The following is a 24,468-nucleotide window of genomic DNA, read 5'->3' on the forward strand; positions in this document are numbered from 1 at the left end:
GTCCTATGCTGCAAATGAACGGGATCAAAAAACGCTTCGGCTCTATCGAAGTCTTGCATGGCGTTGATCTTGAGGTGCGCGCGGGGGAAGTGCATGCGCTTCTGGGCGAGAATGGTGCTGGCAAATCGACTTTGATGAAAGTCCTGTGTGGTATTATCAAGGAGAGCGAAGGCACCATCAGGATCAATGATGAGCTTCACTCCTTTGCCAATTATGACGCGGCCATTGCGGCTGGCGTCGGCATCGTGTTTCAGGAATTCAGTCTCATTCCTTATCTGACGGCCATCGAAAATATGTTTCTGGCCAGAGAGATGACCACTCGGCTCGGGCTTCTGGATCGCAAGGCCATGCGCAATCGGGCGCGCGAAATCCTCGCTCGGCTTGATGTGGACCTGCCGCTCAATGTGCCGGTTGCCAATCTGTCCGTCGCCGAACAGCAATTTGTCGAGATCGCCAAGGCCTTGTCGCTGGAAGCGCGCATTCTGGTGCTGGATGAACCAACCGCGACCCTGACGCCATCCGAAGTGGAGCATCTCTTCAAGGTGATCCGCGAATTGCGCCGGGACGGGGTGGCGATTGTCTTCATTTCCCATCACATGGAAGAGATTTTCGAGATTTGCGACCGCATCACCGTGCTGCGCGACGGGCATTATATTGCCACGCACGATGTCGCCGAGGTGGATGTAGACCGTTTGGTAGAGCTGATGGTTGGCCGCCGGATCGAGCAGAGCTTCCCGCCCAAGCCGGATATCGACATGAGCGGAGTACCTGTCCTTGATGTGAGTGAGCTGCAATTGTCAAAAACAAGTCCGGTTTCGTCCTTCCAACTGCATCAAGGCGAAATTCTCGGCTTTGCCGGTTTGGTTGGGTCCGGGCGCACCGAGACCGCCTTGGCGATGATCGGGGCGCATCCGTCCGTCACCTGCAAGGTCAAGCATAATGGCAAGGAGGTGCGCTTTTCCGAGCCTGCTGATGCGCTGGCCCATGGCATCGGGCTGTTGCCCGAAAGCCGTAAGGAACAGGGGCTGGTGACCAGCTTCTCGATCCTGCGCAATGTCTCGATCAACAATTACGGCAAATATCGCAAGAATGGGGTCTTTATCGACCTCAAAAAGGAAGTGCTGTGCACCAAAGAGGTGATGGCACAGGTGCGGGTCAAGGCCAATGGCCCCAGCGATCCGCTCGATACCCTTTCGGGGGGCAACCAGCAAAAGGTGGTGGTGGCCCGCTGGCTGAACCACACCATGAATGTCCTCATTTTTGACGAACCCACCCGCGGCATTGATGTCGGGGCAAAGGCTGAAATCTATCAGCTGATGCGCGAACTGACCGAGCAGGGGTGTTCCATCATCATGATTTCCTCGGAGCTGCCGGAAATTCTCGGCATGTCCGACCGGGTTTGCGTCTTCCGTGACGGCGGTATTGTCGACACGGTCGAAGGCGAGAACATCAATTCGGAAAAAATCATGACGCTCGCAACGACCGGGAGACAAGACAATGTCGCATAATGAAATTATCAGCGAGGCCGGGAAGGCACCAGGCATGAACCAGAGTTTCAATTTCCGTGACTATCTGCATTCGCCGCTGGTCCTGCCGTTGGCCGGTTTGATCGTGGTCTCCATCATGATGGGCATTGCGAGTGAGAATTTCTTCAGCATGTCCAACATTTTCAATGTGCTAAGACAGGTGTCGATCATTGGCATTCTGGCGGTTGGCATGACCTTTGTCATTCTTACGGGCGGGATTGACCTCTCGGTCGGTGCCGTGATGGCCCTGTCTGGGACGATTTGTGCCGGGTTGATTGTCCATGGCGACATGTCTGGGGGCATTGGGCTTTTGGGCGGCACAGCGGTCGGGATCGGCTTTGGCCTGATTAACGGGGCGATGGTGGCGTGGGGGCGCATGCCCGCGATCATTGTGACGCTCGCGACGATGGGCATCGCCCGAGGTCTGGGGCTGATCTATTCGGGTGGCTATCCGATCAGCGGGTTGCCAAGTTGGATTTCGTGGTTCGGCATTGGCAGGATTGGCGATATTCCGGTGCCGGTGATCCTGATGGTGGTGATCTATTTCTGCGCTTGGGTGCTGTTGCAGCGCACGCCCTTTGGTCGCCATGTCTATTCCATCGGTGGCAATGAGACGGCTGCCCGTCTGTCGGGCGTCAAGACCCAATGGATCAAGTTGGCCATCTACACCATTTCCGGCTTCACCTCGTCGCTGGCCGCCATCGTTCTGACTGGTCGGCTGATGAGTGGTCAGCCCAATGCCGGGGTCGGCTTTGAGCTTGATGCCATCGCGGCTGTGGTGCTGGGTGGCACGTCGATTGCCGGGGGGCGTGGTCTGATCCTTGGCACCCTGATCGGCGCAATCCTGTTGGGAATCCTCAATAATGGTCTCAATCTGATGGGCATCAATCCGTATCTGCAAGATGTCATCAAGGGCTGCATCATTCTGCTGGCCATCTATATCGGTCGCGAATGGCGCTGATGGTCCCAGGCTTAAAGGCGTCTCGAGGTCTGACTTGAGACGCCGATGACTGACTGAGCAACAGAAATTTCAAAACCCACTTGCAACGACAAGTGACCTTTCGGTGAGGGCTCTCTCCGGGAGACGGGGGAAGTCGCGCTTTTTTCAGGCTGATTGGCAGATGTCTGAGCTGTTCTTGCCCCACGAACTGCGCGGGTGGGACGCGGAAAGATGAGAGGTTCAAAATGGATTTCAAGGGAAAATCGGTGGTGATCACCGGCGCCAGCAAGGGCATTGGCTATGCCACCGCCTGCCTGATGGCGAAACGCGGGGCCAAGATTGTCGGCATCGCCCGCTCAGAGGATGGGTTGGCCAAACTGGCAGCGGAAACAGGTGCCCACTCCATCGCGGCGGATTTCAGCAAGGCAAGCGATGTGCGCCGGGCCATGCAGGAGGCAATGGGCGGTGAGGCCCCTTGCGATTATCTGGTCAATTGTGCCGGTACCAACATTCTTGAAAGCGTCCTCGACATGACAGACGAGGGCTGCGAGGCGGTGCTCAATCTCAACTTGCGGGCCGCGCTGATTGCAGCGCAGGAGTTCGCCAAGGCACGGGTGGCCGCAGGCGGTGGCGGGGTGATCGCCAATATCACCAGCATTGCCGGGCATCGGGGCTTTGAGGCCCATGTCTGCTACGCCGCCTCGAAAGCCGGGCTCGAAGGCGCGACGCGGGTGATGGCCAAGGAGCTTGGACCCCATGGCATCCGCGTGGTGGCCGTCGCCCCGACCATCACCTTGACCGATCTGGCGATCGAGGCCTGGAGCGATCCGGTCAACAGCCAGCCAATGATGGTGCGTCATCCGATGAACCGCTTCGCCGAGCCGGAGGATGTGGCCCGCAGCATCGCGATGGTCTTGAGCGATGACGCCGCGATGGTGACCGGTTCTGTCCTGTCTGTCGATGGCGGGTTTCTGGCGGTCTGACACATCAACTTCACGATTTCATCCAAGTAAGGAGCAAGACAATGGCAGTGTCCATGGAAGGCAAAATCGCAGCAATCACCGGTGCCGCTTCTGGTATCGGTTTGGCATCAACCAAGGCCCTTCTCGATGCCGGGGCGACCGTGGTCATGGTCGACCGCGACGAAGAGGCCCTTGCACGGCTGACCGCCGAGCTGGGCGACAAGGCGATTGCTCAAGTGACCGATCTGCTTGATCGAGAGAGCTGTGCGAACATGGTTCCGGAAATCCTTGAAAAAGTTGACCATGTCGACATTCTCTATTGCAATGCAGGGATCTATATCGGCGGGGACCTGATCGACACCGATACGGATTCCATCGACCGGATGCTCAACCTCAACGTCAATGCGGTGATGAAGAATGTCCGCGATATGGCGCCACACATGATTGAGCGTGGGGTCGGCGACATCATGGTCACCTGCTCGATTGCCGGTCACTTCCCCACGCATTGGGAGCCGGTTTATGCGGGATCAAAATGGGCGATCACCTGTTTTGTCCAGACCATGCGTCGGCAGATGATCCCGCATGGCATCCGCGTCTCGCAGGTGTCTCCGGGGCCGGTCATTTCGGCTCTGCTGGCCGACTGGCCCGAAGAAAATCTACGCAAAGCCAAGGAATCCGGCAGCCTTATCGAGGCAACGGAAGTGGCCGATGCGGTGATGTATATCCTGACCCGCGACCGCAATGTCACCATTCGCGACATGCTGGTTCTGCCAACCAACTTTGATCGTCTCTGAGGCTCCTCGGATTTTGGGGGGCAACCCCCAAAGGCAAGGCAGGCGCGGGGCCGGGTGGCTCCAACGGATCTGATCAACCGCCACCCAGTCGGTCTGGTCAGAGACGGCCCCCGATGCTTTGCCCGACTTGAGAGGCGGCGTGCTGGTGCCGCCTCTTATCTCCAATTGCTTTTAAAGGATCCGCATCATGGCAACTTGTTTCATGGGTATTGACGTCGGTACGGGCAGCGCACGCGCCGGGATTTTTGATCAAGCTGGCCGCATGCTCAGCACGGCCAAATGCGACATCACGGTTTTTCATGAGCCGGGCTCGCGGGTGGAGCAGTCTTCTAGCGAGATCTGGCAGGCTGTTGCCACTTCCAGTAAGGGCGCCTTGGTGCAAGCCGGAATTGATCCGGCCGATGTGGTTGGTGTCGGCTTTGATGCGACCTGCTCGCTGGTGGTCTTGGGCGAGGGGGGCACGCCTTTGCCGATTGGTGATGATGCCAACGGGGATCGTGACATCATCGTCTGGATGGATCATCGCTCGATTGAACAGGCTGAGCGGATCAACAAAATGGGCCACAGGGTTCTGGATTATGTCGGCGGCATCATCTCGCCGGAAATGGAAACGCCCAAATTGCTTTGGCTGAAGGAACACAAGCCTGAAATTTTCGCCAAGGCATGGCGCTTCTTTGACTTGACGGATTATCTCACTTGGCGGGCAACGGGGAGCGACGCGCGCTCCATTTGCACTGTGACCTGCAAATGGACCTATATGGGCCATGAAGCCAGTTGGGACGCGGATTATTTCACCAAGATCGGCCTTGGGATATTGGCTGAAGAAGGCTTTGAGCGGATCGGCACGCAGGTGGTTGATGCCGGGACGCCGCTTGGTACTGGGTTGAGCGCAGAGGCCGCAGCCGATCTGGGACTTGTGGCGGGAACCGCTGTCGGGGCTGGTCTGATTGACGCCCATGCGGGTGGCATTGGCACGGTGGGGGCTACGGGCGCGGGCAAACCGCAGGACAATCTGGGTTATGTCTTTGGCACCAGCTCCTGCACCATGACCTCGACCGACGAGCCGGTCTTTGTGCCCGGTGTCTGGGGTCCTTATTTCTCGGCCATGGTGCCGGGGCTGTGGCTGAATGAAGGGGGGCAGTCGGCGGCGGGCGCTGCCATTGCGCAATTGCTGACCTATCATCCCGCCGCCGGTGAAGCGGGTCGATTGGCCAAGGCAGACGGATGTTCGCTGCCCGATTGGCTGGCGGTTCGTGCCGTGGCCATGGCTGGGGCTGACAAGGCGGTGGCTTCCTTGGCGGACGGGATGCATGTGGTGCCGGAATTTATCGGCAACCGCGCCCCTTATGGCGACCCGCATACCCGCGCGGTGATTGCGGGCCTTGGCATGGAAGCCGATATCGACAATCTGGTGGCGCTCTATGTGGCAGGCGTCTGCAGCCTTGGTTATGGCTTGCGACAGATCATCGAAGCGCAGGCGGAAGCAGGTGCCAAGATCCAGTCGATCGTCATCAGTGGCGGTGCGGGGCGCAGTGACCTTGTGCGGCAATTGCTGGCGGATGCGACCGGGGTTCGGGTAGCAGCCCCTGCAACGCAAGAGCCGGTCCTGCTTGGTTCGGCCATTCTGGGCGCGGTGGCTGGCGGTGCCTTTGGCACGGTGGCCGATGCCATGGCCGCGATGTCGTCGATTGCGGCGGACTATCCGCCCGCCGATGGGGCGATCCGGGCCTATCACGACACACGCTATGACCTGTTCAAGCGGTTTCAAAATCTGGCGCGCGAGGCCGCCGTGCGGTCGTGACTGGCTGGTGGAGGAACAGGAGTAAGGGTCATGAGCAACTGGTCACAAGCCACCCAGTTTGATCAATCGACGGCAATAGAAGAGATTGTCTTCTTCGCCAATCGTCTGCTTGAGGGCTCACGACCGGTACGGTTGCTGGTGGGGGAGGACGGCTTTGGCCGCTCGATGTTGCTCGACCTTGCTCGCCATACGGTTTGCGCCAAACAGGCCGCGGTTCTGACTGTGTCAGTTGTGCCGCAAGACGGCTATGGCTGGGGTCTCGACCCTGATTTTGCTACCGGTCTGGCGCAAGGCGGGCATCAAGGGCTCAAAGCCATGGCAGCGTTGCTGGATCGCTTCTTTGCTGGGGTGAGAGCGCAAGCCAATCGCCACAGGGGTGATGAGCATGCCATAATCCGAAAACGGCTGGAGGTCTTGCGACCGTTGACTGGTGGACGCCATTTGTCTCACCGCCTTCTCTCCTACTGGCAGGCATATGGGGAAGGCGATCAAAGGCAAATGGCGCTCGCCTTGTCACAGCTTGGTCAGCCGGTGGCGGGGATCAGTCCAATTGATCAGCTGAGTTTGATGTCTGTCCTTTGTCAATTAAGCGGTGTCGCCGGAGTGCTGATCATTCTGCGTGGAGAGGATGATGCGTCGCTGATGCAGGCCTTTGATGCGGTTTCCAATTTTGCGCAGCCGGGCTGTCCGTCGGACCTTTTCCTGCAAAGGATGGGCTTTCTGGTGGTGGCCAATCCCGCCGCTTTGCATCGAAGGGAAAGTCAGGCCTTGATGGACATTAGCCCTCATGCCATGCGGTCGGCGATAGAGCAAGGAGGCCGTCTGGTCACCCAGATCCATCGCCTGTCCATCAATGTGCCAAGGCTCTGTGTTGAGGACTATTTGCGGGCCTGACGGGCTTTATAAAAAGCGTGAGATCATCAGGCGAATTATGGCCTGCTGATCAGTGGTATGGTCGATGTCGGGAAGAGGTCTGGATGGTGAGCAGGCCGCTTGTGCCGGAGCGGCCCGTCAGCAATCCTAGCGCTTGGGTGCGCGGCGTGTGACAGTGTCCGGTCGGCCGGGCAGAGAGAGCTTGGGCATATCGCGGGGCTTTTGGGAAATGACCTTGCCCTTGGCGATGACCGTCAGTCGGGTTGCCCGCAGGCGGATGGCGTCGATCGGGTCATTGGCGTCGAGAAGGACGAGGCTCGCCTTCTTGCCCACCGCGAGGCCGTAATCCTCAAGGCCCATGATTGCGGCGCTGTCGACGGTGACCATGTCGAAGCATTTGCGCATGTCTGCCGGGCTGGTCATTTGCGCCACATGCAGGCCCATGAAGGCGACGTCGAGCATGTCAGCGGTGCCGAGCGAATACCAAGGGTCAAGCACGCAATCCTGACCAAAGCCGACGCGGATTCCCTGTTTGAGCATTTCCGGCACGCGGGTCTGGCCGCGGCGCTTGGGATAGGTATCGTGGCGACCTTGCAGGACGATGTTGATCAGCGGATTGGGGATGGCGGAGACCTCGGCCTCGGCGATCAGCGGCAGCAATTTCGAGACATAATAATTGTCCATCGAGTGCATCGAGGTCAGGTGCGAGCCTGCGACCCGGCCTTGCAGGCCCAATCGCTGGGTCTCCAAGGCCAACTGCTCAATATGGCGTGACAGGGGATCGTCGCTTTCATCGCAATGCATGTCGACCATCAGGCCGCGTTCGGCTGCCACTTCGCAGAGCTCGGTCACGGAACGGCGGCCATCCTCCATGGTGCGCTCAAAATGCGGGATGCCGCCGACAATGTCGACGCCCAGATCGAGCGCCCGCAAGGTGCAATCCTTGGCGGTGGGGGAACGGAAATAGCCATCCTGTGGGAAGGCCACCAACTGCAGATCGATATAATCCTTGACCTTGTCGCGGACGGACAGAAGGGCGCGGACGCCTTTGAGGCCATCTTCGTCGGATGTGTCGACATGGGTGCGGATGGCCAATAAGCCCATGGATGCGGCCCAGTCGCAATAGGCAAGCGCCCTTGTCTCGATGTCTTCTTCGGTCTGGATCGGTTTCAGCTCGCCCCACAGATTGATGCCTTCGAGCAGGGTGCCAGAGGCATTGATGCGCGGGGTGCCATAGGACAGGGTGGCGTCCATATGGAAATGCGGGTCGACGAGGGGCGGGGCGACAAGGGTGCCTGACGCGTCGATGATCTCGCCTGCCTCAGCCGTGATCGTTGGCTCGATGGCCGCGATTTTGCCGTCCTTGATGGCGATGTCGGCGATGGTGCCTTCTTTTATCGAGCCGTCCTCTCGGACTTTGCTGGGCAGCGTGCCGCCCTTGACGATGAGATCAAACATTATCGTTCCCCCTTGAGATATGGGATCATCAGTGCCTTTGGATAGGTGGCACGACGGGCCATGACGATCAAGGCAAGAATGGACAGAAGATAGGGCATCATCAGGAACAGCTGATAGGGCAGAACACCGCCGGTGACCTGTTGCAGGCGGATCTGATAGGCATCAAAGGCGGCAAAGAGAATGGCCCCCAACAGGGCCTTGCCTGGACGCCAAGAGCCGAACACCACCAAAGCGATGCAGACCCAGCCACGGCCATTGACCATCTCAAAGAAGAAGGAGTTGAAGGCCGACATGGTGAGGAACGCGCCGCCAACGGCCATCATGGCGCTGCCGCACATGACCGCGCCCATGCGGATGGCGACGACAGAAATGCCCTGCGCTTCGACGGATTCTGGATTTTCACCGACCGCGCGGACCGCAAGGCCGAGCGGGGTGCGATAGAGAATATAGGCAACAAGCGCCACGCAGACAAAGCTGAGATAGGTGAGCGGTGTCTGGGCGAACAGGGCTTCGCCAATCACCGGCAGAGACGACAGCCCCGGAATGGCATAGGGCTCGAAGGCCTCGATTTTGGGGGGCGAGGTGACCTTGGGCAGCACCAAGCGGTAGGTGTAATAAGTGAGCGAGGTCGCGAGCAAGGTGATGCCGATGCCCGTCACATGCTGGGACAGGGCAAGGGGCACGGTCAGAAGGCCATGCAACGCACCAATGGCCATCCCGACGGTGGCGGCAACAAAGATTCCAAGCCAGAGATCGCCACCCAGATAGACGGTGACCCAGCCGGCAAAGGCCCCGGCGGTCATGATGCCTTCAATGCCGAGATTGAGAATACCCGCCCGTTCGCAGACCAATTCGCCCATGGTGGCGAAAATCAGTGGCGATGCGATGCGGATGACGGCGACCCAGAAAGAGCTGGTCAGCAGGATGTCTAAAGCCTCAAGCATGATCTATCTCCACCGGATCCGGTAACGGGTCAGCATGATGGCCGTGACCATGGTCAGAAGGGCCGTGGCGACCATCACATCGGCAATGTAACTCGGCACGCCTGCGGTGCGGCTCATGGCGTCCGCCCCGACAAAGATGCCCGAGACGAAAATGGCCGACAGGATGACCCCAAGCGGGTTGAGCATGGCCAGCATGGCAACAACGATGCCGGTATAGCCATAGCCCGGCGACAGATCGAGGCTGAGACTGCCTTTGAGGCCCGCCACTTCGGAAAAACCAGCCAGTGCGGCGATGCCACCGGACAGAAGCGCGGTTTTCATCAGGACGCCATTGACGCTGATGCCCGCAAAGCCCGAAGCATTGGGGTTGTGGCCGACAGCGCGCATTTCAAAGCCAAGGGTGGTTTTCTTCATGATCACCCAGAGAAGGATCGCCGCGCCGACCGCGATGACAAAGCCATAATGCAGGCGCTTGCCTTTGACCACGCGGGACAGGGTGGCGGCATCTTCAACTGCTTCGGATTGTGGCCAGCCAAGGCCCATCGGGTCTTTCAGCGGACCTTCGAGCAGCATCGATACAAACAGCAGAATGACGAAATTGAGCAAAAGCGTGGTGACGACTTCATCGACGCCGAAGCGGATTTTGAGGAAAGCGGGTCCCAGCAGCATCACCGCACCGGCCAGCATGGACGCGGCCATGATGGCGGGGATCAGCAAATAGGACGGCAAAGGCAAGGCGCCGGTGCCCATCAGGATGGTGACCACAGCGCCGATATAAAGCTGGGCTTCGGCCCCGATATTCCACAGCTTGGCCCGGAAGGCGACAGCGACCGCAAGGCCGGTGAAGATCAGCGGGGTGGCGCGGGTCAGGGTTTCGAAAAAGGCAAATTGCGAGCCAGCCGCGCCTTTGGCCACCAGATAGAAGACCGAAAAGGGGGACGCTCCTGCCATCAACACGAGGATGGAGGAGAAAATGAGCGTCGCGAGGATCGCGCCAGCCGGATAGAGGATGGAGGCAGCGAGTGATTTCGTGTCTTTGGGTTCCAGTCTCATGCATCGGCCCCCTTCTTGTGGCCAGCCATCAAAATGCCGAGCTCCTTGATGCTGCGTTCGCCGCGCGCCGATGGGGCGGACAATTTGCCCTGACTGATGACAACGATCTTGTCGGACAGCAGGCGGATTTCGTCGAGATCCTCGGAAATCAGCAGGATGGCCGCGCCGTTGCTGCGGGCTTCGAGCAGCTTTTGGTGGACATAATTGACCGCGCCAACATCAAGGCCACGGGTCGGCTGGGCGGCGATGATCAGCTTGGGATGATTATCGAGGGCGCGGGCGAGAATGAGTTTTTGCATATTGCCGCCCGATAGCAGCCGAATGGGAGCATCTGGCGAGGGGCATTTGACATCATAATCGGCGATGGCCTGCTCGGTGAAGGCGCGGGCCTTGGCTTTGTTCATCCAGCCGAGCTGGGAATAGGGGACGTTTCGGTAATTTTCCAGAATTGTGTTTTCCAAGATCGACATGTCGCCGATGGTGCCGGTGCTGTGGCGATCTTCGGGGATGCGGCCAATGCCTGCGGCCAAAGCCTTTTGTGGCGACCAGTCTTCGATGTAGGAACCGCAAAAGAGCATGTCGCCACTTTCGGGTGCCAGCATGCCGGACAGCAAGGCCGACATGGCGACCTGCCCATTGCCGGACACGCCCGCAAGGCCGGTGATTTCGCCTTCATGCAGGGTGAGGGTGATGTCATCAAGGCGGGTGGCTGTGCCGATTTGCGGGGTGGTCACCGCCATCAATTCAAGCACTGGCGCGCCGGGCTCTTTGCTTTCGACCACGGGCAGCGGGATTTCTTCGCCGACCATCAATTCGGCCAGCTCGTGGCGGTCGGTCTCGGAGGTGATGCGCTCACCGGACAATTTGCCGGAGCGCAGGACCAGCACGCGGTCGCTGATCTGCATCACTTCGTTCAATTTGTGGGAGATGAAGACCACGGACAGGCCGTCGCGGATCAGATGGCGCAGGGTTTCGAACAGCGCGTCTGTCTCCAGCGGCGTCAATACGGCGGTGGGTTCATCGAGGATCAGAATGCGGGCATTGCGATAGAGGGCCTTGAGGATTTCGACCCGCTGACGTTCGCCAACCGTCAGGTCGGAAATCATCGCATCCGGGTCGACCGTCAGGCCGAAATTGTCCGACAGCTCGAGAATGCGCTTGCGGGCCGCCTTGCGATCAAAGCGCAAAGACCAGAGGCTCTGGGTGCCAAGAGCGATATTGTCGAGGACGGAAAGATTGTCGGTCAGGGTGAAATGCTGGTGCACCATGCCGATGCCTGCCTCAAGCGCGGCTGAGGGGTCGCCGGGCGTCAGGGGTGTGCCAAAAGCTTCGACATGGCCCTCATCGGCGACATAATGGCCGAAAAGGATATTCATCAGGGTGGTCTTGCCCGCGCCATTCTCGCCCAATAGGGCAATGACCTCGCCCTTCCGCAAGTCAAAGCTGACGGAATCGTTGGCGATCAGGGGGCCGAAGCGTTTGGTGATCGCATCGAGGCGGAGAACAATCTCCGCCTCTTGCATCTTGTCTTTTGTCATTAGCTTGATTTTGGCTCGGTGTCGTTGATTTCGACCACGAAGGATCCGTCCTTGATGGCGGCTTCCTTCTCGGCGACCAGCTTGAGGGCCGCTTCAGGGATTTTGCCTTCAAAGGTGCCGAATGGAGCGAGCGAGCAGCCGCCTTCTTTCATGAAGGAATAGATGCCGTAATTCTCGGCCTTGAAGTTGCCAGCTTTCAGCTGAGCAATGGCATGGTCGAGGGTTGGCTCGAAATGCCACAGGGCAGAGGCCACCACGGTTTCCGGATAATCGGCCTGGGTGTCGATGACGTTGCCAACGGCCAGCAGGCCTTTTTCCTTGGCAGCGTCGGACACGCCAAAGCGTTCGGCATAGAGCAGGTCAGCACCGGCTTCGATCTGGGCAAAGGCGGTTTCCTTGGCTTTCGGCGGATCGAACCAAGAGCCGATGAAGGCGACCTGGAAGGTGATGTCCGGGGCGATTTCTTTGGCGCCTGCCATGAAGGCATGCATCAGGCGGTTGACTTCCGGGATCGGATAGCCGCCAACCATGCCGATATTCTTGGACTTGGTCATGGCACCGGCAATGATGCCGGACAGGTAGGAGGCGTCCTGAATGTAATTGTCGAAGACGGCGAAGTTTGGCGCATCGTCTTTCGGCATGAAGCTCGAGCCGAGCAGGAAGGAGACGTCCGGATAGTCGGCAGCCACGGCGCGGGCGGCTTTCTCCACGGCAAAGGCTTCGCCGATGATCAGCTTGTGGCCGGATTCGCAATATTCGCGCATGACGCGCTCATAATCGCTGTTGGAGACATTCTCGGAATAGACATAGGTGATGTCGCCACGGGCCTTGGCGGCTTCTGCGGCAACATGGATGCGGCTGACCCATTGCTGTTCAACCGGCACGGTATAGATGGCAGCGGTCGGAATCGGCTCAGCGGCCCATGCCTTCTGGCCAAAGGCCGCAAGGCTCAAGGCGAAGCCGCCAGAAAGCTGCATGAAGTGACGACGTGAAAGCGAAGGCAGGAGGTTGGTGTCTTTGGCCATGTCAAATCCCTAAATGTCTGGTTGGTTTCCGGCAGCTTTGAGCAAATTGTGCCGTTTGACAAGTCGAATGTGATTATATTTTTATCAGCGAATTCTATTGCATACAATTTATGCAACGTCCACTGACTTCGCCTATTCCTATGGCAGCCGGATTGGAAAATCCTTCATGTAGACAAAGTTATCCAGAATGATGTGACTTGTCGGTGTCGCCAACCGCCTTCAGTGGAATGTTGTCAGAAGGAAAAAAGACCTCAAACCCGCTGGCGATGAGGAAAAGGAACCAGGTTGCAATAATTTTCCACGTTTCTTTTGATTGAAAAGGTGTGGTGAAGGATGTGCGCATAAATACTTATCAATTAAAGGTGTTGATAGGTCTTAATTCAATCTTTGCGTGCTTTCTGCCGTGTTTGGCTGGGCTAATACTAATGATATTAAACGGAATTCCGAAGTTTTTGGTCTTTTTCTCCCAATATTTGCTAACCAATTGTATTGGTCATTGAATCTCGAAACTAATTTTTAAAATTTGAAATTTAAACTGGTGCTAACTCAAACATAGGTGGGCACCCTTATGGTTACGTTCGTTTTCCTCGCCACGTCGCTTCTCATGACCTGTGCCATTGCGGCACGCAAGTCGGCACTTGAGCCTGTTGCGGTGAAGGCATACGGGCGAAAAGACCGGCGTTTGTGATCCGTCAGGACGTTCTCCGGGTAGAATCCTCCAATAAGCAATAACCAGCCAAAGGTGCGGCCATCAGAGCTCGCCTTCAACAGGAATGTCTGAGCCTTCATTTTGGACGTTCTAAATCGTTTTGGCGTCATAAAAAAAGGCGTGAAGACAAAAAGGACCAAGCGATGCTTAAAAATGTTTCTCTGACAATCAAGAGCCTGCTGTTCTTCATTTTGCTGGCGGTGATCGGTATCGGCGTGGGTGCCGTAGGTTTCTGGCAATCAGGTGCGGTCAAGGTGGCTGTGCAAGAGCGTCAAAGCATCGATAAACGGATCGGTGCCTTTGATGAGCTGCAAATGGAACTGGCCAATGAAGCCATTTCTCTCAAGAGTTTTCTGTTGACCGGTGATCTCAAAGAACTGGACGTGATGCGAAAGATTGACGCCGTCCTGACCGAACAGTTCCAGAAAATGAATTCGGAGAAAGGCATCGCGGAAATCGAAAAACTCTGGCTGACCTGGTCGGATGAGTTCGCCAAAAAACAGATTGATCATATGAGCGATCCGATGCGGGTGGATCTGGCGCGTGCCATCGAAGTGTCCGGTCAGAGCAACAAGCGCATCGAAGAAATGGTTGCCTTGATCGACAAACAGATTGCCGATCTGGAAAGCGTGCAGGGCCAGCTGACCATCAAGCAGAATGCTAAACTGGAATCGGTTTACAACTCGGCGGCCATCGGTCTGGTGTTGTTGGTGATCGCCACCGTGGTGCTGGGCGTGGTCAACAATATCGCAGTCTCTAAACCATTGCGCCAATTGACTGAAACGACTGAGTTCCTGTCTCAGGGCCATCTCGAAGTTGAAATTCCGCAGGAAAAACGTGCCGATGAAATTGGCCGCATGAACAGCGCCTTGACCGTGTTCCGCAACAGTCTTGCCCAAAACAGGCAGATGGAGGAAGAGGCCAAGCGCATTCAGGAACAAAGCGAGCTGGACAAAAAAGCCGAAATGCAGCGCATTGCCGGTGAGTTTGAACAAGCCGTTGGCTCCATCGCCCGGACGCTGGCTCAGACCTGTGGCAGCTTGCAGGACAAATCGCACGAATTGTCGAGCATCTCCAAAGATACCGCTTCGAAGTCCGAGGCCGTGACGCGTGCCTCTCAGGAAGCCAGCAGCAATGTGCAGGCGGTGGCTTCAGCGACCGAGGAACTGGCCGCTTCGATTGGTGAGATCAGTCAGCAGGTTGCAGATTCCGCTTCCCTTTCGGCAGAAGCGATGGCCGAGGTTGACGTCTCCAGTCAATCCATGGTGGCCTTGCAGAATGTGCTTCAGGAAGTGGGCAACGTGACCCGCCTGATCAATGATATCGCTGAACAGACCAACCTTCTGGCCCTGAACGCCACCATCGAGGCTGCGCGTGCCGGGGAAGCAGGGCGTGGGTTTGCCGTGGTTGCCGCTGAAGTGAAGGATCTGGCCAACCAGACCTCGAAAGCAACCGAGCAGATCGAGCAGCAGGTGGCAAACATGCAGTCTGTTGCCGGTCAGTCGATTGCCGCAACCAGCAATGTGACCGAGCGGGTCAAGGCGATCAATGAGCGGGTCAGTGAAATGGCCATTTCTGCTGATCAGCAGAATGTTGCCACCACAGATATTGCGCGCAATGTCAATGAAGCGGCCCAAGGCACCAGCCACGTGAATGAATCGATGGTCACGGTCGCAGGTGGTGCGGTCAATACCGGAGAGGTCTCTGCGACGATGAATGACCTTATCTCGAAAATGAACCAGCAGAATGAAACCCTGCAGCATGAGCTTGATGGCTTCATCAAGCGGTTGTTGGCGGCCTAAAGGCCGACGGGACCCCATTCAAGACAAAGAATAAACCTGAGGCCGGATCCCTCGACTGGATCCCTCTGAATGGCCGAAGCAGGGAGAAGAAAATGCGAATTTTGAGATTTTTCACGGTGATCTGTGCAATGGTCTGGGCCAATCTGGCTGTTGCTGCCGAGGCGCCTGACTTCAAGAAGATGGATTCCAAAGAGCTGTTTGCCATGATTGACAAATGGCTCGACAACGAAATTGTTCGGGTCAGCGTTCACGCTCACAATGCACTCTATGGCGATCTCGCGCAGGCCGAGGTCGACGCGCTGGACAAACAGTGGCGTGCCGAGCGCAAGCAGGTGATGAAGCCTCTGATTGCCTCCACCCTGTCGAGCCCGCTGTCGGTCTATCTGACCCGCATGCAGGGCCAAAATCTGGGTCTGTTTGTCGAGATCTTTGTGATGAACAAGAAGGGCCTCAATGTGGGGCAGTCTTCGATCACTTCGGATTTTTGGCAAGGCGACGAAGCCAAATTCCAGAAGACTTATGATGTAGGTCCTGATGCCGTCTTTGTTGATGAGCCTGAATGGGATGAAGACAACCATATTTGGCGGATGCAGATCAACAAGAGCCTTGTTGATCCGTCAACCAAGGAGCTGATCGGGGCGGCGACCATCGAGGTCAACCTGACCGAACTGGAACGCCGGTTGAAGGCGAAGGCCAACTGATCAATCGACACCGATGAACAACAAGCCCCTTCATCCGGATGATGCGGGGGCTTTTGTCATTTTGGGGCGGGACTATTGCCTGACGGTGTTGATTTCCCGCTTTTGCTCTGGCCATCAGGGCGCTAAGGTGGGCGCACCACAGGTTGAAAGAGGTTCGACATGGTGTCCCGATCCGGATTTGATGAATGGGTGCTCGACTGCGCCGAGGCTGTTTCCAAACGCAGCCGCGATCCCTCCACCAAGGTGGGCTGCGTCATCGTGCGGCCCGACAAGAGTTTTGCCGCGGTGGGCTATAATGGCTTTCCGCGCGGTATGGAAGATCGGGATGAATGGTATGAGGAGCGCGAGGAGAAATATGATCGCGTTGTTCATGCGGAGATGAATGCGCTCGCGGCGATGAAGGAAACCGCCAAGGGCTGCATCGTCTATGTCACCCATCCGCCGTGCAAGGAATGCACCAAATTCCTCGCCGCCCATCAGGTGGCTAAGGTCGTCTGGCGCCACAATGAGGGCATCCAGAACCGCTTTGATACCACGCGGTCCGAACAGATCCTGAATGACTGCGGTATTGCATTTGCCGTGGTGGGGTGAAGGGAAATCGAAATGAAGACAAGGCCCGCCACCTTGGCTGATGCCGACGCCATCAGCGATGTGCTGGATGAAATCTTTCGCGTGGGAAAACGAGCGTCCGCCGGTGATGCCGCAATGGTGCGTGAGTTTTATATCGAAGATCCGGATCGGGTATGCTGCACAGTGATGGAGGCGGATGACGGTTGCGTTCTGGGGTTTCAATCCCTCAAGCTTGTGCGGGCTGGCAATATCTATAACGCGCCCGTGGGCTGGGGCGTTATCGGTACGCATATTCGCCCCTCAGCTGCCCGGTTGGGCATCGGCAAGCGACTGTTTGCAGTTTCGCTGAAGGCGGCGCAAGAGGCTGGCTTGAAGGACATCGAAGCGCAAATCGGGGCGGACAATGGAGAAGCTTTGGCCTTTTACGAAGCCATGGGCTTCCACACCTATCGTTATGAAGACACCAATATGTGCAAGCAGTTCAAGGTTGGGTGAGGCAAGATACGTTCTTTTTTGAACCCTACCGCACCAAGTCCTCGACCTGACAGCCCAGAAGCTTTATCAGATCGCCCGGTTTCAGCTTCACTTGCAGGCCGCGTTGGCCGCCATTAAGGAAGATTGTGTCATAACGCTTGGCGGAAGCGTCCAATGCTGCAGGCAGGCGTTTGCGGCTGCCCAGCGGGCTGATGCCGCCGACCTTGTAACCGGTCAGGCGCTCGGCTTTTTGCGGGTCCATCATGGCAGCGGACTTGCCCTTGAGCGCCTTGGCGCATTTTTTCATGTTGAGTTCACGGTCAGATGGAAGAATGGCACAGACCGGTTTGCCATCCAACTCGACCATCAGCGTTTTGAAAACCTGGCCGGGCGGCGCGCCGATTGCATCGGCGGCTTGCAGACCCACGCGGTCGTTGCCCGGTGCATAATCATACTGCACCAGCTCGAATGCGATGCCTGCTTTTTCCAGTGTCTTGGTTGCCGGGGTGCTGGTGGCCATTTGCGTTTCGCCTCATTGTTGGCTCGAAGCCATTTTGTTCGAAATTAATGGAAAATACATGCCAATTTCAGTTGTTTTGCAGTCTTTTTCGATTTGGCCTTGAAATTGTCACATTAAGGGGCCATGTAAGCAAAATACGTTTACTGCCATCATTGGCAAACTGATCTTCCAATTTTATTGGACTGCTTGGCTTCCCCTGATTTTTGCGAACGTTTTCATCCCTTCACATGTCGTGCAAGGGACATCTACTCGTTCGCCTACGGCTTCGGGTTCTTACACAAAGGTAATCGCCATGACAATCGGCACCGTAAAATTCTTCAACACCACCAAAGGTTTCGGCTTCATTCAACCAGATGATGGCGGCAAAGATGCTTTCGTTCATATTTCTGCTGTTGAAAATGCAGGCATGCATAGCCTCAATGAAGGTCAGAAAGTTTCCTACGATCTGGAAAGTGGTCGTGACGGCCGGGCTTCCGCAGTGAACCTGCAGCCTGCTGACTGATACGCGGTCTGCAAGAGACATGTCTCTTGCCTATTACGCGAAAAAAGGTGACGCGCGTGTTCATTGAGATGACTAGTCCGACTGAACAAACCGCGCGTTGACCTGATATTTGGGCCATCTGTCTCAGATGGCCCTTTTTTGTGACGGGAGTCCCTATGATTAAAATTTCCAGAAATCACGCGGAAGAACGGTTCGCTGCGACACGTAAGAAGCAGAAAGCTGTGCTCAGTGAAGAGCAGGAAAAAGTGCTTAAGCAGCGCGAAAATACCGCACGCCTGAAGGCGCTGCGGCTCGAAAAAGAGGCCGCCGACGCAAAGGACGCAGCCGACAAAAAACCGGCTTTGGCGCGCAAGAAACGCACGAAATAACAACTTGATCGGCGGCTTATGAGCGTTTGGCTCGCAGTGGTTCCGGCCTTGCTAGAGGAAGCTGATCAGCATCGTTGATGATGCGCGGAGGTCTCCGGCCCTGCGCCGTTCCCGCGGTATATTGTCGTTCATGCGTTGCCGTCTGCGACCAAGCCCATCAGACGGTAGGTCAGGTTCGCGGCGGTGAAATCCCACGCCCATTGGCCCTCAATCGGCGCCAGCTCCACCACATCCATACCGACGCAGCGACGGCCCTTGAGCGCATGGGCGACGAGATTGAGACTCTGATAGTAGCTCAGGCCGCCGGGGACTGGTGTACCGGTGGCTGGCATGATGGACGGGTCAAGGCCGTCCACATCGAAGGTGATATAGACATCCTGCGGGAAGTCTTCCGGCAAATCAAAGGCATTGATGTTGCCAGTGACCAGCTCTTCCGCATCCACATGGTGAATATGTGGCGTGGCAAGGCGGGCTTCCTGCTCTTCGATGCAAAGGGCGCGAATGCCGAACTGGATCAGTGGCAATTGTTCCTCGACGGCACAGAGATGCATCACCGAAGCGTGGGAATGTTTGTGGCCCTGATAGGCCACGCGCAAATCCGCATGGGCATCGACCTGAATGATGCCGATTGGGTGTTCAAGCGCATCCACCACGCCCATGATGGCGGCATAGGACAGGCTGTGCTCACCGCCGAGCGTGACGGGCACGCGGCCTGCGGTAACGCTGTTGCGGGTGGCGCGACGTAGATTGTGCATGACTTCTTCAATCGTCAGACTGCAATCAATCGGGTCGGCAGTGATGATGCCTTTTTCAATCGGGAAACCCTTGCCATCGAACCGTTCCAGCTCCTGGCTGGCTTCGAGCAAAGCTGACGGACCCGCACCGGTGCCCGAGCCATAGGAGACGGTTTTCTCCAGCGGGCAAGGGATCACTTCAAACAAGGCAGTGTCCGGGTTGCGCTCGTCGTCGCTGAGCTCAGAGCCGAGAAAAGCGGGATAGTTGAGGTCGGCCATGGGGAGGATCCTTTCGTCTGCGCGCCTCAGGACAGGCGGTCGCGAAATTCTTCATAGGGGAAGCGGCGGATGATTTCCAGAACGTCCGTTTCCGAGTCCCAAAGGGCAATCGAGGGCAAGCGGACACCATTGAAGGTGTTGGTTTTGACCATCGAATAGTGGGCCTGATCGAGAAAGGCGATGCGCTGACCGATTTCAAGGTCCTGTGCAAAGCTGTAATCGCCGATCACATCCCCCGCAAGGCAGGACGGGCCGCCCAGACGGAAAGTCATTCCGTTGTCTGCTTCGCCCAGCAGGGCGGGCCGATAGGGGGCCTCGATCACGTCGGGCATATGGCAGGTGGCGGAAATGTCCATGATCGCCAGCCGCACATCGCCATTATGGGTCACGTCGAGCACTTCACCGACCAGAATGCCAGCATCAAGGGCCACGGCCTCACCCGGTTCGAGATAGATCTCGACATCATATTTGGCGCGGATCGTCTTGAGGAAGGCCACCAGTTCGTCGCGCTGATAATCGTCGCGGGTGATGTGATGTCCACCACCGAAATTCAGCCATTTGAGCTTGTGCAGCCATGGGCCGATTGTGTCTTCGACCGCCTCGAAGGTGCGTTTGAGGGGCAGGAAATCCTGCTCGCACAAAGTGTGCATATGGATGCCGGAGAAAGGCGCGAGATCGGCTTCACTCAATTGACTGATCGGGGTTCCGAGGCGCGACCCGGCAGCACAGGGATCATATTTGGCAATCGACCCTTCGGAATGTTCCGGGTTTATGCGCAGGCCGAAATCCGGCACGTATCCCCAATTGCGCGCTGCGATAATTTGCGGTGCAAATCGCTGCATTTGGGCGGGGCTGTTGAAGATCAGGTGATCGGACAGCTCAAGGATTTCCGGCATTTCATCTGATTTGAAGCCTGCGGAATAGGTGGCCAGCTCACCCTTGAATTTCTCGCGTGCCAGTTTGGCTTCCCACAGGCCCGAGGCGCAAGTGCCATCGAGATAGTCGCCAATCAGATCGCCCAGCGACCAGCAGGAAAAGGCCTTCAGCGCCAACAGCACCTTGACGTCCGCCTGTTCGCCGACCTCAGAGAGGAGGGAGAGGTTGCGGCGGATGGCGGCCTTGTCAATGACAAAGCAGGGGGAGGGCACACGGCTAAGGTCGAAGTCCTTGAAGGCTCCGGCATCGCCGGCCTGGGTTTCCATGATTGGGGCGTCGGTCATTGGACACTGGCTCCGGGAAAGGGGCGTGAAAAGGGCTCATTCAAGAGTGGAAAGCCCCCCGAAATGGGGGGGGCTTTGCGCTTCATTCTCGATGCAACAGGCTCTCGATACATAAGGCTTTGAGTGGTTTTGGCAAACCACCTGTCGCTGCACGTGAGAGCCGCGTTGCACCTTCTGGCGCGTTTGCTTTGCAAACGCTTGGGTTTAAAAATCGAGTGGCTTGTCGAGGTCGACGGTCTGCCATGGCAGGCCATGCTTGTTGAGCATGTCCATGAAGGGATCCGGATCCATCTGTTCCATGTTGAAGACGCCTTTGCCAGACCATGCACCGGTCAGCATCAGAGCGGCACCGATCATGGCTGGCACACCGGTGGTGTAGGACACGGCCTGAGAGCCAACCTCTGCGAAGCATTCTTCATGGTCGCAGATATTGTAGACATAGACGGTTTTCTCGTTGCCGTCTTTCTCACCGGTCATGATGTTACCGATGCAGGTCTTGCCTTTGGTGGTCTTGCCCAGATCGCCCGGATTTGGCAGCACGGCCTTTAGGAACTGCAGTGGAATGATTTCCTTGCCTTCATAGAGGACCGGATCGATGCGGGTCATGCCGACATTTTGCAGCACTTCGAGATGCTTGATATAGGCATCGCCAAAGGTCATCCAGAAGCGGGCGCGCTTGATTTCCGGCAGATGCTTCACAAGGCTTTCCAGCTCCTCGTGATACATCTGATACATGTTCTTCTCGCCAACAGCGGGGAAGTCATAAGGCTGTTTGTTGGACATGGCGGGTGTGGTAACCCATTCGCCATTTTCCCAGTGGTGGACCGGGGCCGTCACTTCGCGGATGTTGATTTCCGGGTTGAAGTTGGTGGCGAAATGCTGGCCATGGTCGCCGCCATTGCAATCGAGAATGTCGAGGGTGTCGATGCGGTCGAGCAGATGCTTCTTGGCATAAGCGGTGTAGACGTTGGTGACGCCCGGATCAAAGCCTGAGCCGAGCAGAGCCATCAGGCCTGCTTCTTCAAAGCGCTGCTGATAAGCCCACTGCCAGCTATATTCGAACTTGGCCACATCGCGCGGCTCATAGTTGGCGGTGTCGAGATAGTTGGTGCCGGTTTTCAGGCAGGCATCCATGATGTTGAGGTCCTGATAAGGCAGGGCCACATTGACCACCAGCGACACGCCGAGTTTTTCGATCAGGGCCGCGGTTGCATCCACATCATCGGCATCGACTTCTGCGGTGTTGATGGTGACGCCGGTGCGTTCCTTCACCGAGGTCGCGATCTCGTCGCATTTGAAAATGCGGCGGGAGGCAAGGGTGATCTCGCCGAAGATCTCGCTGAGCTGGGCCATTTTGTGGACGACAACCGAACCGACGCCGCCTGCGCCGATGACCAGAATCTTGTTCATGTCAGTTCCTCTTTCTCAAAGTCTTCATCCCCACAGTCAAATGGGGGGCGCGCCAGGCGCGAGCTTAGTGGTCAAATTCGAAATAGGTGTAGCCGTTGAGGCTTTCCTTGAAGGCATTCATCATGGCCTTGCGCTCTTTGAGCGTCAGGGCCTTGCGGGACACCGCTTCCTCAACCATCATCTTGAAGGAGTTGGACATGGCAAGCGGGTCATATTCTACATAACGCAGAACTTCGGCAATTGTGTCACCCTCGACCTCGTGAATGAGGTCGAAGCCGCCGTCAGGGCGGATTTCAATGGTCGCCACATTGGTATCGCCGAACAGATTGTGCAAGTCACCCAGCGTTTCCTGATAGGCACCGACAAAGAAGACCGCAAGGGAGTAATGCTCACCCTGCGCCAGCGCATGGACCGGCAGGGACTGGGAAATGCCGTCAGCCAGCACAAACTGATCGACTTTGCCGTCGCTGTCGCAGGTGATGTCCGACAGGATCGCCCGGCGGGTTGGTTCCTCATTCAGGCGCTGGATCGGGATGATCGGGTGCAACTGATCGATCGCCCAGACATCCGGCAGAGACTGGAACAGCGAGAAGTTGGAATGATAGATGTCCGCGGTGGCTTCCAGCGCACTGACAACATCATCGGAAATCCACTCGTCGGTGCGGGCCACCTTGCGCATCTTGGAAATCAGGTGGAGATAGAGCTGCTCTGCCTTGGCCATGTCGCGCAGACCGCATTCACCGCGACCGAAATTGCGGCGCACTTCGTCGCGATAGAAGGTGACGTCGTTGAGACATTCCTGCAGACGGGCCGGGGTGAGATAGCTTTCCACGTCGCGCATGTCGCGCAGGGAACGGCTGTCTTCCTCGGTGACTTCCACTTCTTCATCTTCGTCATATTCGGTGACGTCGAGAATGTTGAACAACAGCATCGAGCTGTAGGCAACCGTGGCGCGGCCACTTTCGGTGACGATGATCGGGTGCTTTTCACCCGCATCATCCATCGTGTTGCGCACCGCTTCGACGATATTGTAGCAATATTCATCGGTGGTGTAGTTGATGGAGTTTTCAGTCGATTTGTGCTCGCCGGTATAGTCGATGCCCAGACCGCCACCCAGATCGATATAATGGAGCGGCGCGCCTTCCTTGCGCAACTCGACAAAGAAGCGGCAGGCTTCGGCGGTGGATCGGCGCACATCGAGAATATCCGGTACCTGACTGCCGAGATGGAAATGCTGCAGCAGCAGGCAATCGAGATAGCCCTCGTCGCGCAGACGATCGACAACGCGCAGCACGTCCGGAGATGACAGGCCAAAGGCCGAACGGTCGCCCGATGAGGAGGCCCAGTTGCCGGTGATGCGGTTGTTCAGCTTGATGCGAATGCCAAGGGCCGGACGGATTTTCAGCTTCTTGGCTTCCTCGAGAACCAGCTCCAGTTCGGACGCGCTTTCCAGCACGATGATGGTGTTGAAGCCGAGCTTACGGGACAGAAGTGCCAGATTGATGAACTCGCTATCCTTGATACCATTGCAGATCAACAAGGCTTCGCGGGACAGGCGCTGGGACAGGGCAATGATCAGTTCGGGTTTCGAACCAACTTCAAGACCGAATTCGTGCGGCGCGCCATATTCGACGATCTTTTCGATCACATGGGCCTGCTGGTTGACCTTGACCGGGAAGACGCCGCGATAGGCGGTGCTGTAGTCCAGTTCCTTGATGGCATTCTTGAAGCCATTGTTGATGCGGTCAATTTGTTGTTTGAGGCTGTTGGCCACACGCAACAGGATCGGCGAGGCAATGCCGCGTTCCTCCAGCGAGTGGAGGATCGACGTCAGATCGGTGCTCGTGGTGTCCTGACCATGGTGGGTGATCAGTCCAATATTGCCATTGTCCAGGATTTCAAAGCGTCCATTGCCCCAACGTTCGATGCCATAGATGGCTCCGGGGGTCTGTTCGTCCATGATGCTCAATCGCCTATCCCTCATCTGAAAGTGATGCTGTGGGTGTGATGTCGGTCCAAAGGTGCGACGTTTCCTCTTGCTTCGCACGGAACTTTGTCATTTCGTTGCTGCATATGGCGAGTAGTCAGCCAGTGCAAGGGAAAACTGGATTTGCACCCAGTCTCCTTCCAAGGTCTTATGGACGCGCGACAATTATGTCGGCCCCACGTGTTTGCCGGTACTGTTCAGCCCTGTCTTTCTTGGTTAGGTTGAGTCTACGGATTTTACCGGTATCAAGACAATGATAAAAACGATCAACTGACTGG

The 24,468-nt window shown here is 56.9% G+C and carries 22 protein-coding genes; 12 read left to right on the forward strand and 10 right to left on the reverse strand.

Features of this window, described 5'->3' with window-relative positions; all coding sequences use genetic code 11:
* Positions 1-5: 5 nt before the first annotated feature.
* The 6 genes from FDK21_RS00125 (at position 6) to FDK21_RS00150 (ending at position 6,917) form a co-directional block, all read left to right on the forward strand.
* A complete protein-coding gene (locus FDK21_RS00125) occupies positions 6-1,508 on the forward strand; it encodes a sugar ABC transporter ATP-binding protein (protein ID WP_138147103.1) in 1,503 nt (500 codons plus the stop codon).
* A 34-nt stretch (positions 1,509-1,542) separates the two neighbouring features.
* On the forward strand, positions 1,543-2,487 hold the full coding sequence (locus FDK21_RS00130) for a ribose ABC transporter permease (RefSeq protein ID WP_138147906.1): 945 nt from the start codon (positions 1,543-1,545) through the stop codon (positions 2,485-2,487).
* A gap of 224 nt (positions 2,488-2,711) precedes the next feature.
* On the forward strand, positions 2,712-3,449 hold the full coding sequence (locus tag FDK21_RS00135; RefSeq protein ID WP_138147104.1) for an SDR family oxidoreductase: 738 nt from the start codon (positions 2,712-2,714) through the stop codon (positions 3,447-3,449).
* A 41-nt stretch (positions 3,450-3,490) separates the two neighbouring features.
* Complete coding sequence (locus FDK21_RS00140) at positions 3,491-4,222, forward strand: SDR family oxidoreductase (RefSeq protein ID WP_138147105.1); 732 nt, start codon at positions 3,491-3,493, stop codon at positions 4,220-4,222.
* A gap of 187 nt (positions 4,223-4,409) precedes the next feature.
* The gene (locus FDK21_RS00145) at positions 4,410-6,023 is read left to right on the forward strand and encodes an FGGY-family carbohydrate kinase (RefSeq protein ID WP_138147106.1); all 1,614 of its coding nucleotides are present in this window, start codon (positions 4,410-4,412) and stop codon (positions 6,021-6,023) included.
* Positions 6,024-6,053: 30 nt separating this feature from the next.
* Positions 6,054-6,917 (forward strand): BREX system ATP-binding domain-containing protein, encoded by an 864-nt coding sequence (locus tag FDK21_RS00150; protein ID WP_138147107.1) that lies wholly within the window; start codon positions 6,054-6,056, stop codon positions 6,915-6,917.
* 126 nt (positions 6,918-7,043) lie between these two features.
* On the opposite strand, the gene FDK21_RS00155 is transcribed toward FDK21_RS00150, so the two are convergent.
* The 5 genes from FDK21_RS00155 to FDK21_RS00175 are packed head-to-tail and all read right to left on the reverse strand — an operon-like array spanning position 7,044 to position 12,866.
* Complete coding sequence (locus FDK21_RS00155; RefSeq protein ID WP_138147108.1) at positions 7,044-8,357, reverse strand: amidohydrolase family protein; 1,314 nt, start codon at positions 8,355-8,357, stop codon at positions 7,044-7,046.
* Positions 8,354-9,298 (reverse strand): ABC transporter permease, encoded by a 945-nt coding sequence (locus tag FDK21_RS00160; protein ID WP_138147109.1) that lies wholly within the window; start codon positions 9,296-9,298, stop codon positions 8,354-8,356. Before FDK21_RS00160 ends, FDK21_RS00155 begins: the two co-directional genes overlap by 4 nt.
* Positions 9,299-9,301: 3 nt before the next feature.
* Positions 9,302-10,351 (reverse strand): ABC transporter permease, encoded by a 1,050-nt coding sequence (locus FDK21_RS00165; protein WP_138147110.1) that lies wholly within the window; start codon positions 10,349-10,351, stop codon positions 9,302-9,304.
* Positions 10,348-11,889 (reverse strand): ABC transporter ATP-binding protein, encoded by a 1,542-nt coding sequence (locus FDK21_RS00170; protein WP_246657460.1) that lies wholly within the window; start codon positions 11,887-11,889, stop codon positions 10,348-10,350. The genes FDK21_RS00165 and FDK21_RS00170 overlap by 4 nt, the downstream gene beginning before the upstream one ends.
* The gene (locus FDK21_RS00175) at positions 11,889-12,866 is read right to left on the reverse strand and encodes a BMP family protein (protein ID WP_245418513.1); all 978 of its coding nucleotides are present in this window, start codon (positions 12,864-12,866) and stop codon (positions 11,889-11,891) included. The genes FDK21_RS00170 and FDK21_RS00175 overlap by 1 nt, the downstream gene beginning before the upstream one ends.
* A gap of 900 nt (positions 12,867-13,766) precedes the next feature.
* On the opposite strand from FDK21_RS00175, the gene FDK21_RS00180 reads away from it, so the two are divergent.
* The 4 genes from FDK21_RS00180 (at position 13,767) to FDK21_RS00195 (ending at position 17,191) form a co-directional block, all read left to right on the forward strand.
* Positions 13,767-15,425, forward strand: a complete 1,659-nt coding sequence (locus tag FDK21_RS00180) for a methyl-accepting chemotaxis protein (protein ID WP_138147111.1) — start codon at positions 13,767-13,769, stop codon at positions 15,423-15,425.
* A gap of 92 nt (positions 15,426-15,517) precedes the next feature.
* The gene (locus tag FDK21_RS00185; RefSeq protein ID WP_245418501.1) at positions 15,518-16,126 is read left to right on the forward strand and encodes a hypothetical protein; all 609 of its coding nucleotides are present in this window, start codon (positions 15,518-15,520) and stop codon (positions 16,124-16,126) included.
* Between the two features lie 159 nt (positions 16,127-16,285).
* The gene (locus FDK21_RS00190; protein WP_138147112.1) at positions 16,286-16,717 is read left to right on the forward strand and encodes a deaminase; all 432 of its coding nucleotides are present in this window, start codon (positions 16,286-16,288) and stop codon (positions 16,715-16,717) included.
* Positions 16,718-16,729: 12 nt separating this feature from the next.
* On the forward strand, positions 16,730-17,191 hold the full coding sequence (locus FDK21_RS00195) for a GNAT family N-acetyltransferase (protein ID WP_138147113.1): 462 nt from the start codon (positions 16,730-16,732) through the stop codon (positions 17,189-17,191).
* A 25-nt stretch (positions 17,192-17,216) separates the two neighbouring features.
* Here the strand turns inward: FDK21_RS00195 and ybaK are convergent, their stop codons facing one another.
* Positions 17,217-17,690 (reverse strand): Cys-tRNA(Pro) deacylase, encoded by a 474-nt coding sequence (gene ybaK, locus FDK21_RS00200; protein ID WP_138147114.1) that lies wholly within the window; start codon positions 17,688-17,690, stop codon positions 17,217-17,219.
* Between the two features lie 292 nt (positions 17,691-17,982).
* On the opposite strand from ybaK, the gene FDK21_RS00205 reads away from it, so the two are divergent.
* On the forward strand, positions 17,983-18,192 hold the full coding sequence (locus FDK21_RS00205; RefSeq protein ID WP_114010636.1) for a cold-shock protein: 210 nt from the start codon (positions 17,983-17,985) through the stop codon (positions 18,190-18,192).
* Between the two features lie 155 nt (positions 18,193-18,347).
* Positions 18,348-18,560, forward strand: coding sequence for a hypothetical protein (locus tag FDK21_RS00210; RefSeq protein ID WP_114010637.1), 213 nt, complete (start codon positions 18,348-18,350; stop codon positions 18,558-18,560).
* A gap of 128 nt (positions 18,561-18,688) precedes the next feature.
* On the opposite strand, the gene FDK21_RS00215 is transcribed toward FDK21_RS00210, so the two are convergent.
* The 4 genes from FDK21_RS00215 to speA all read right to left on the reverse strand — a co-directional run bounded on the left by FDK21_RS00215 (position 18,689) and on the right by speA (position 24,163).
* Complete coding sequence (locus FDK21_RS00215) at positions 18,689-19,573, reverse strand: agmatinase family protein (RefSeq protein WP_114010638.1); 885 nt, start codon at positions 19,571-19,573, stop codon at positions 18,689-18,691.
* Positions 19,574-19,599: 26 nt separating this feature from the next.
* Positions 19,600-20,793: a carboxynorspermidine decarboxylase gene (gene nspC, locus FDK21_RS00220; protein ID WP_171021885.1), complete on the reverse strand. Its 1,194-nt coding sequence runs from the start codon at positions 20,791-20,793 to the stop codon at positions 19,600-19,602.
* Between the two features lie 204 nt (positions 20,794-20,997).
* Positions 20,998-22,203, reverse strand: a complete 1,206-nt coding sequence (locus FDK21_RS00225) for a saccharopine dehydrogenase family protein (protein WP_114010639.1) — start codon at positions 22,201-22,203, stop codon at positions 20,998-21,000.
* A gap of 64 nt (positions 22,204-22,267) precedes the next feature.
* The gene (gene speA / locus FDK21_RS00230; RefSeq protein WP_138147115.1) at positions 22,268-24,163 is read right to left on the reverse strand and encodes a biosynthetic arginine decarboxylase; all 1,896 of its coding nucleotides are present in this window, start codon (positions 24,161-24,163) and stop codon (positions 22,268-22,270) included.
* Between the last annotated feature and the right edge of the window lie 305 nt (positions 24,164-24,468).

The organism is Cohaesibacter sp. CAU 1516, assembly GCF_005771485.1.
GTDB lineage: Bacteria > Pseudomonadota > Alphaproteobacteria > Rhizobiales > Cohaesibacteraceae > Cohaesibacter > Cohaesibacter intestini.

Coding starts and splice junctions, on each gene's coding strand:
- FDK21_RS00195 (WP_138147113.1), top strand. CDS start 16,730: ATGAAGACAAGGCCCGCCACCTTGGCTGATGCCGACGCCATCAGCGAT.
- FDK21_RS00140 (WP_138147105.1), top strand. CDS start 3,491: ATGGCAGTGTCCATGGAAGGCAAAATCGCAGCAATCACCGGTGCCGCT.
- FDK21_RS00125 (WP_138147103.1), top strand. CDS start 6: ATGCTGCAAATGAACGGGATCAAAAAACGCTTCGGCTCTATCGAAGTC.
- FDK21_RS00170 (WP_246657460.1), bottom strand. CDS start 11,889: ATGACAAAAGACAAGATGCAAGAGGCGGAGATTGTTCTCCGCCTCGAT.
- FDK21_RS00165 (WP_138147110.1), bottom strand. CDS start 10,351: ATGAGACTGGAACCCAAAGACACGAAATCACTCGCTGCCTCCATCCTC.
- FDK21_RS00215 (WP_114010638.1), bottom strand. CDS start 19,573: ATGGCCGACCTCAACTATCCCGCTTTTCTCGGCTCTGAGCTCAGCGAC.
- FDK21_RS00150 (WP_138147107.1), top strand. CDS start 6,054: ATGAGCAACTGGTCACAAGCCACCCAGTTTGATCAATCGACGGCAATA.
- FDK21_RS00225 (WP_114010639.1), bottom strand. CDS start 22,203: ATGAACAAGATTCTGGTCATCGGCGCAGGCGGCGTCGGTTCGGTTGTC.
- FDK21_RS00145 (WP_138147106.1), top strand. CDS start 4,410: ATGGCAACTTGTTTCATGGGTATTGACGTCGGTACGGGCAGCGCACGC.
- FDK21_RS00185 (WP_245418501.1), top strand. CDS start 15,518: ATGCGAATTTTGAGATTTTTCACGGTGATCTGTGCAATGGTCTGGGCC.
- FDK21_RS00175 (WP_245418513.1), bottom strand. CDS start 12,866: ATGCAGCTTTCTGGCGGCTTCGCCTTGAGCCTTGCGGCCTTTGGCCAG.
- FDK21_RS00130 (WP_138147906.1), top strand. CDS start 1,543: ATGAACCAGAGTTTCAATTTCCGTGACTATCTGCATTCGCCGCTGGTC.
- ybaK (WP_138147114.1), bottom strand. CDS start 17,690: ATGGCCACCAGCACCCCGGCAACCAAGACACTGGAAAAAGCAGGCATC.
- speA (WP_138147115.1), bottom strand. CDS start 24,163: ATGGACGAACAGACCCCCGGAGCCATCTATGGCATCGAACGTTGGGGC.
- FDK21_RS00190 (WP_138147112.1), top strand. CDS start 16,286: ATGGTGTCCCGATCCGGATTTGATGAATGGGTGCTCGACTGCGCCGAG.
- nspC (WP_171021885.1), bottom strand. CDS start 20,793: ATGACCGACGCCCCAATCATGGAAACCCAGGCCGGCGATGCCGGAGCC.
- FDK21_RS00135 (WP_138147104.1), top strand. CDS start 2,712: ATGGATTTCAAGGGAAAATCGGTGGTGATCACCGGCGCCAGCAAGGGC.
- FDK21_RS00205 (WP_114010636.1), top strand. CDS start 17,983: ATGACAATCGGCACCGTAAAATTCTTCAACACCACCAAAGGTTTCGGC.
- FDK21_RS00160 (WP_138147109.1), bottom strand. CDS start 9,298: ATGCTTGAGGCTTTAGACATCCTGCTGACCAGCTCTTTCTGGGTCGCC.
- FDK21_RS00210 (WP_114010637.1), top strand. CDS start 18,348: ATGATTAAAATTTCCAGAAATCACGCGGAAGAACGGTTCGCTGCGACA.
- FDK21_RS00180 (WP_138147111.1), top strand. CDS start 13,767: ATGCTTAAAAATGTTTCTCTGACAATCAAGAGCCTGCTGTTCTTCATT.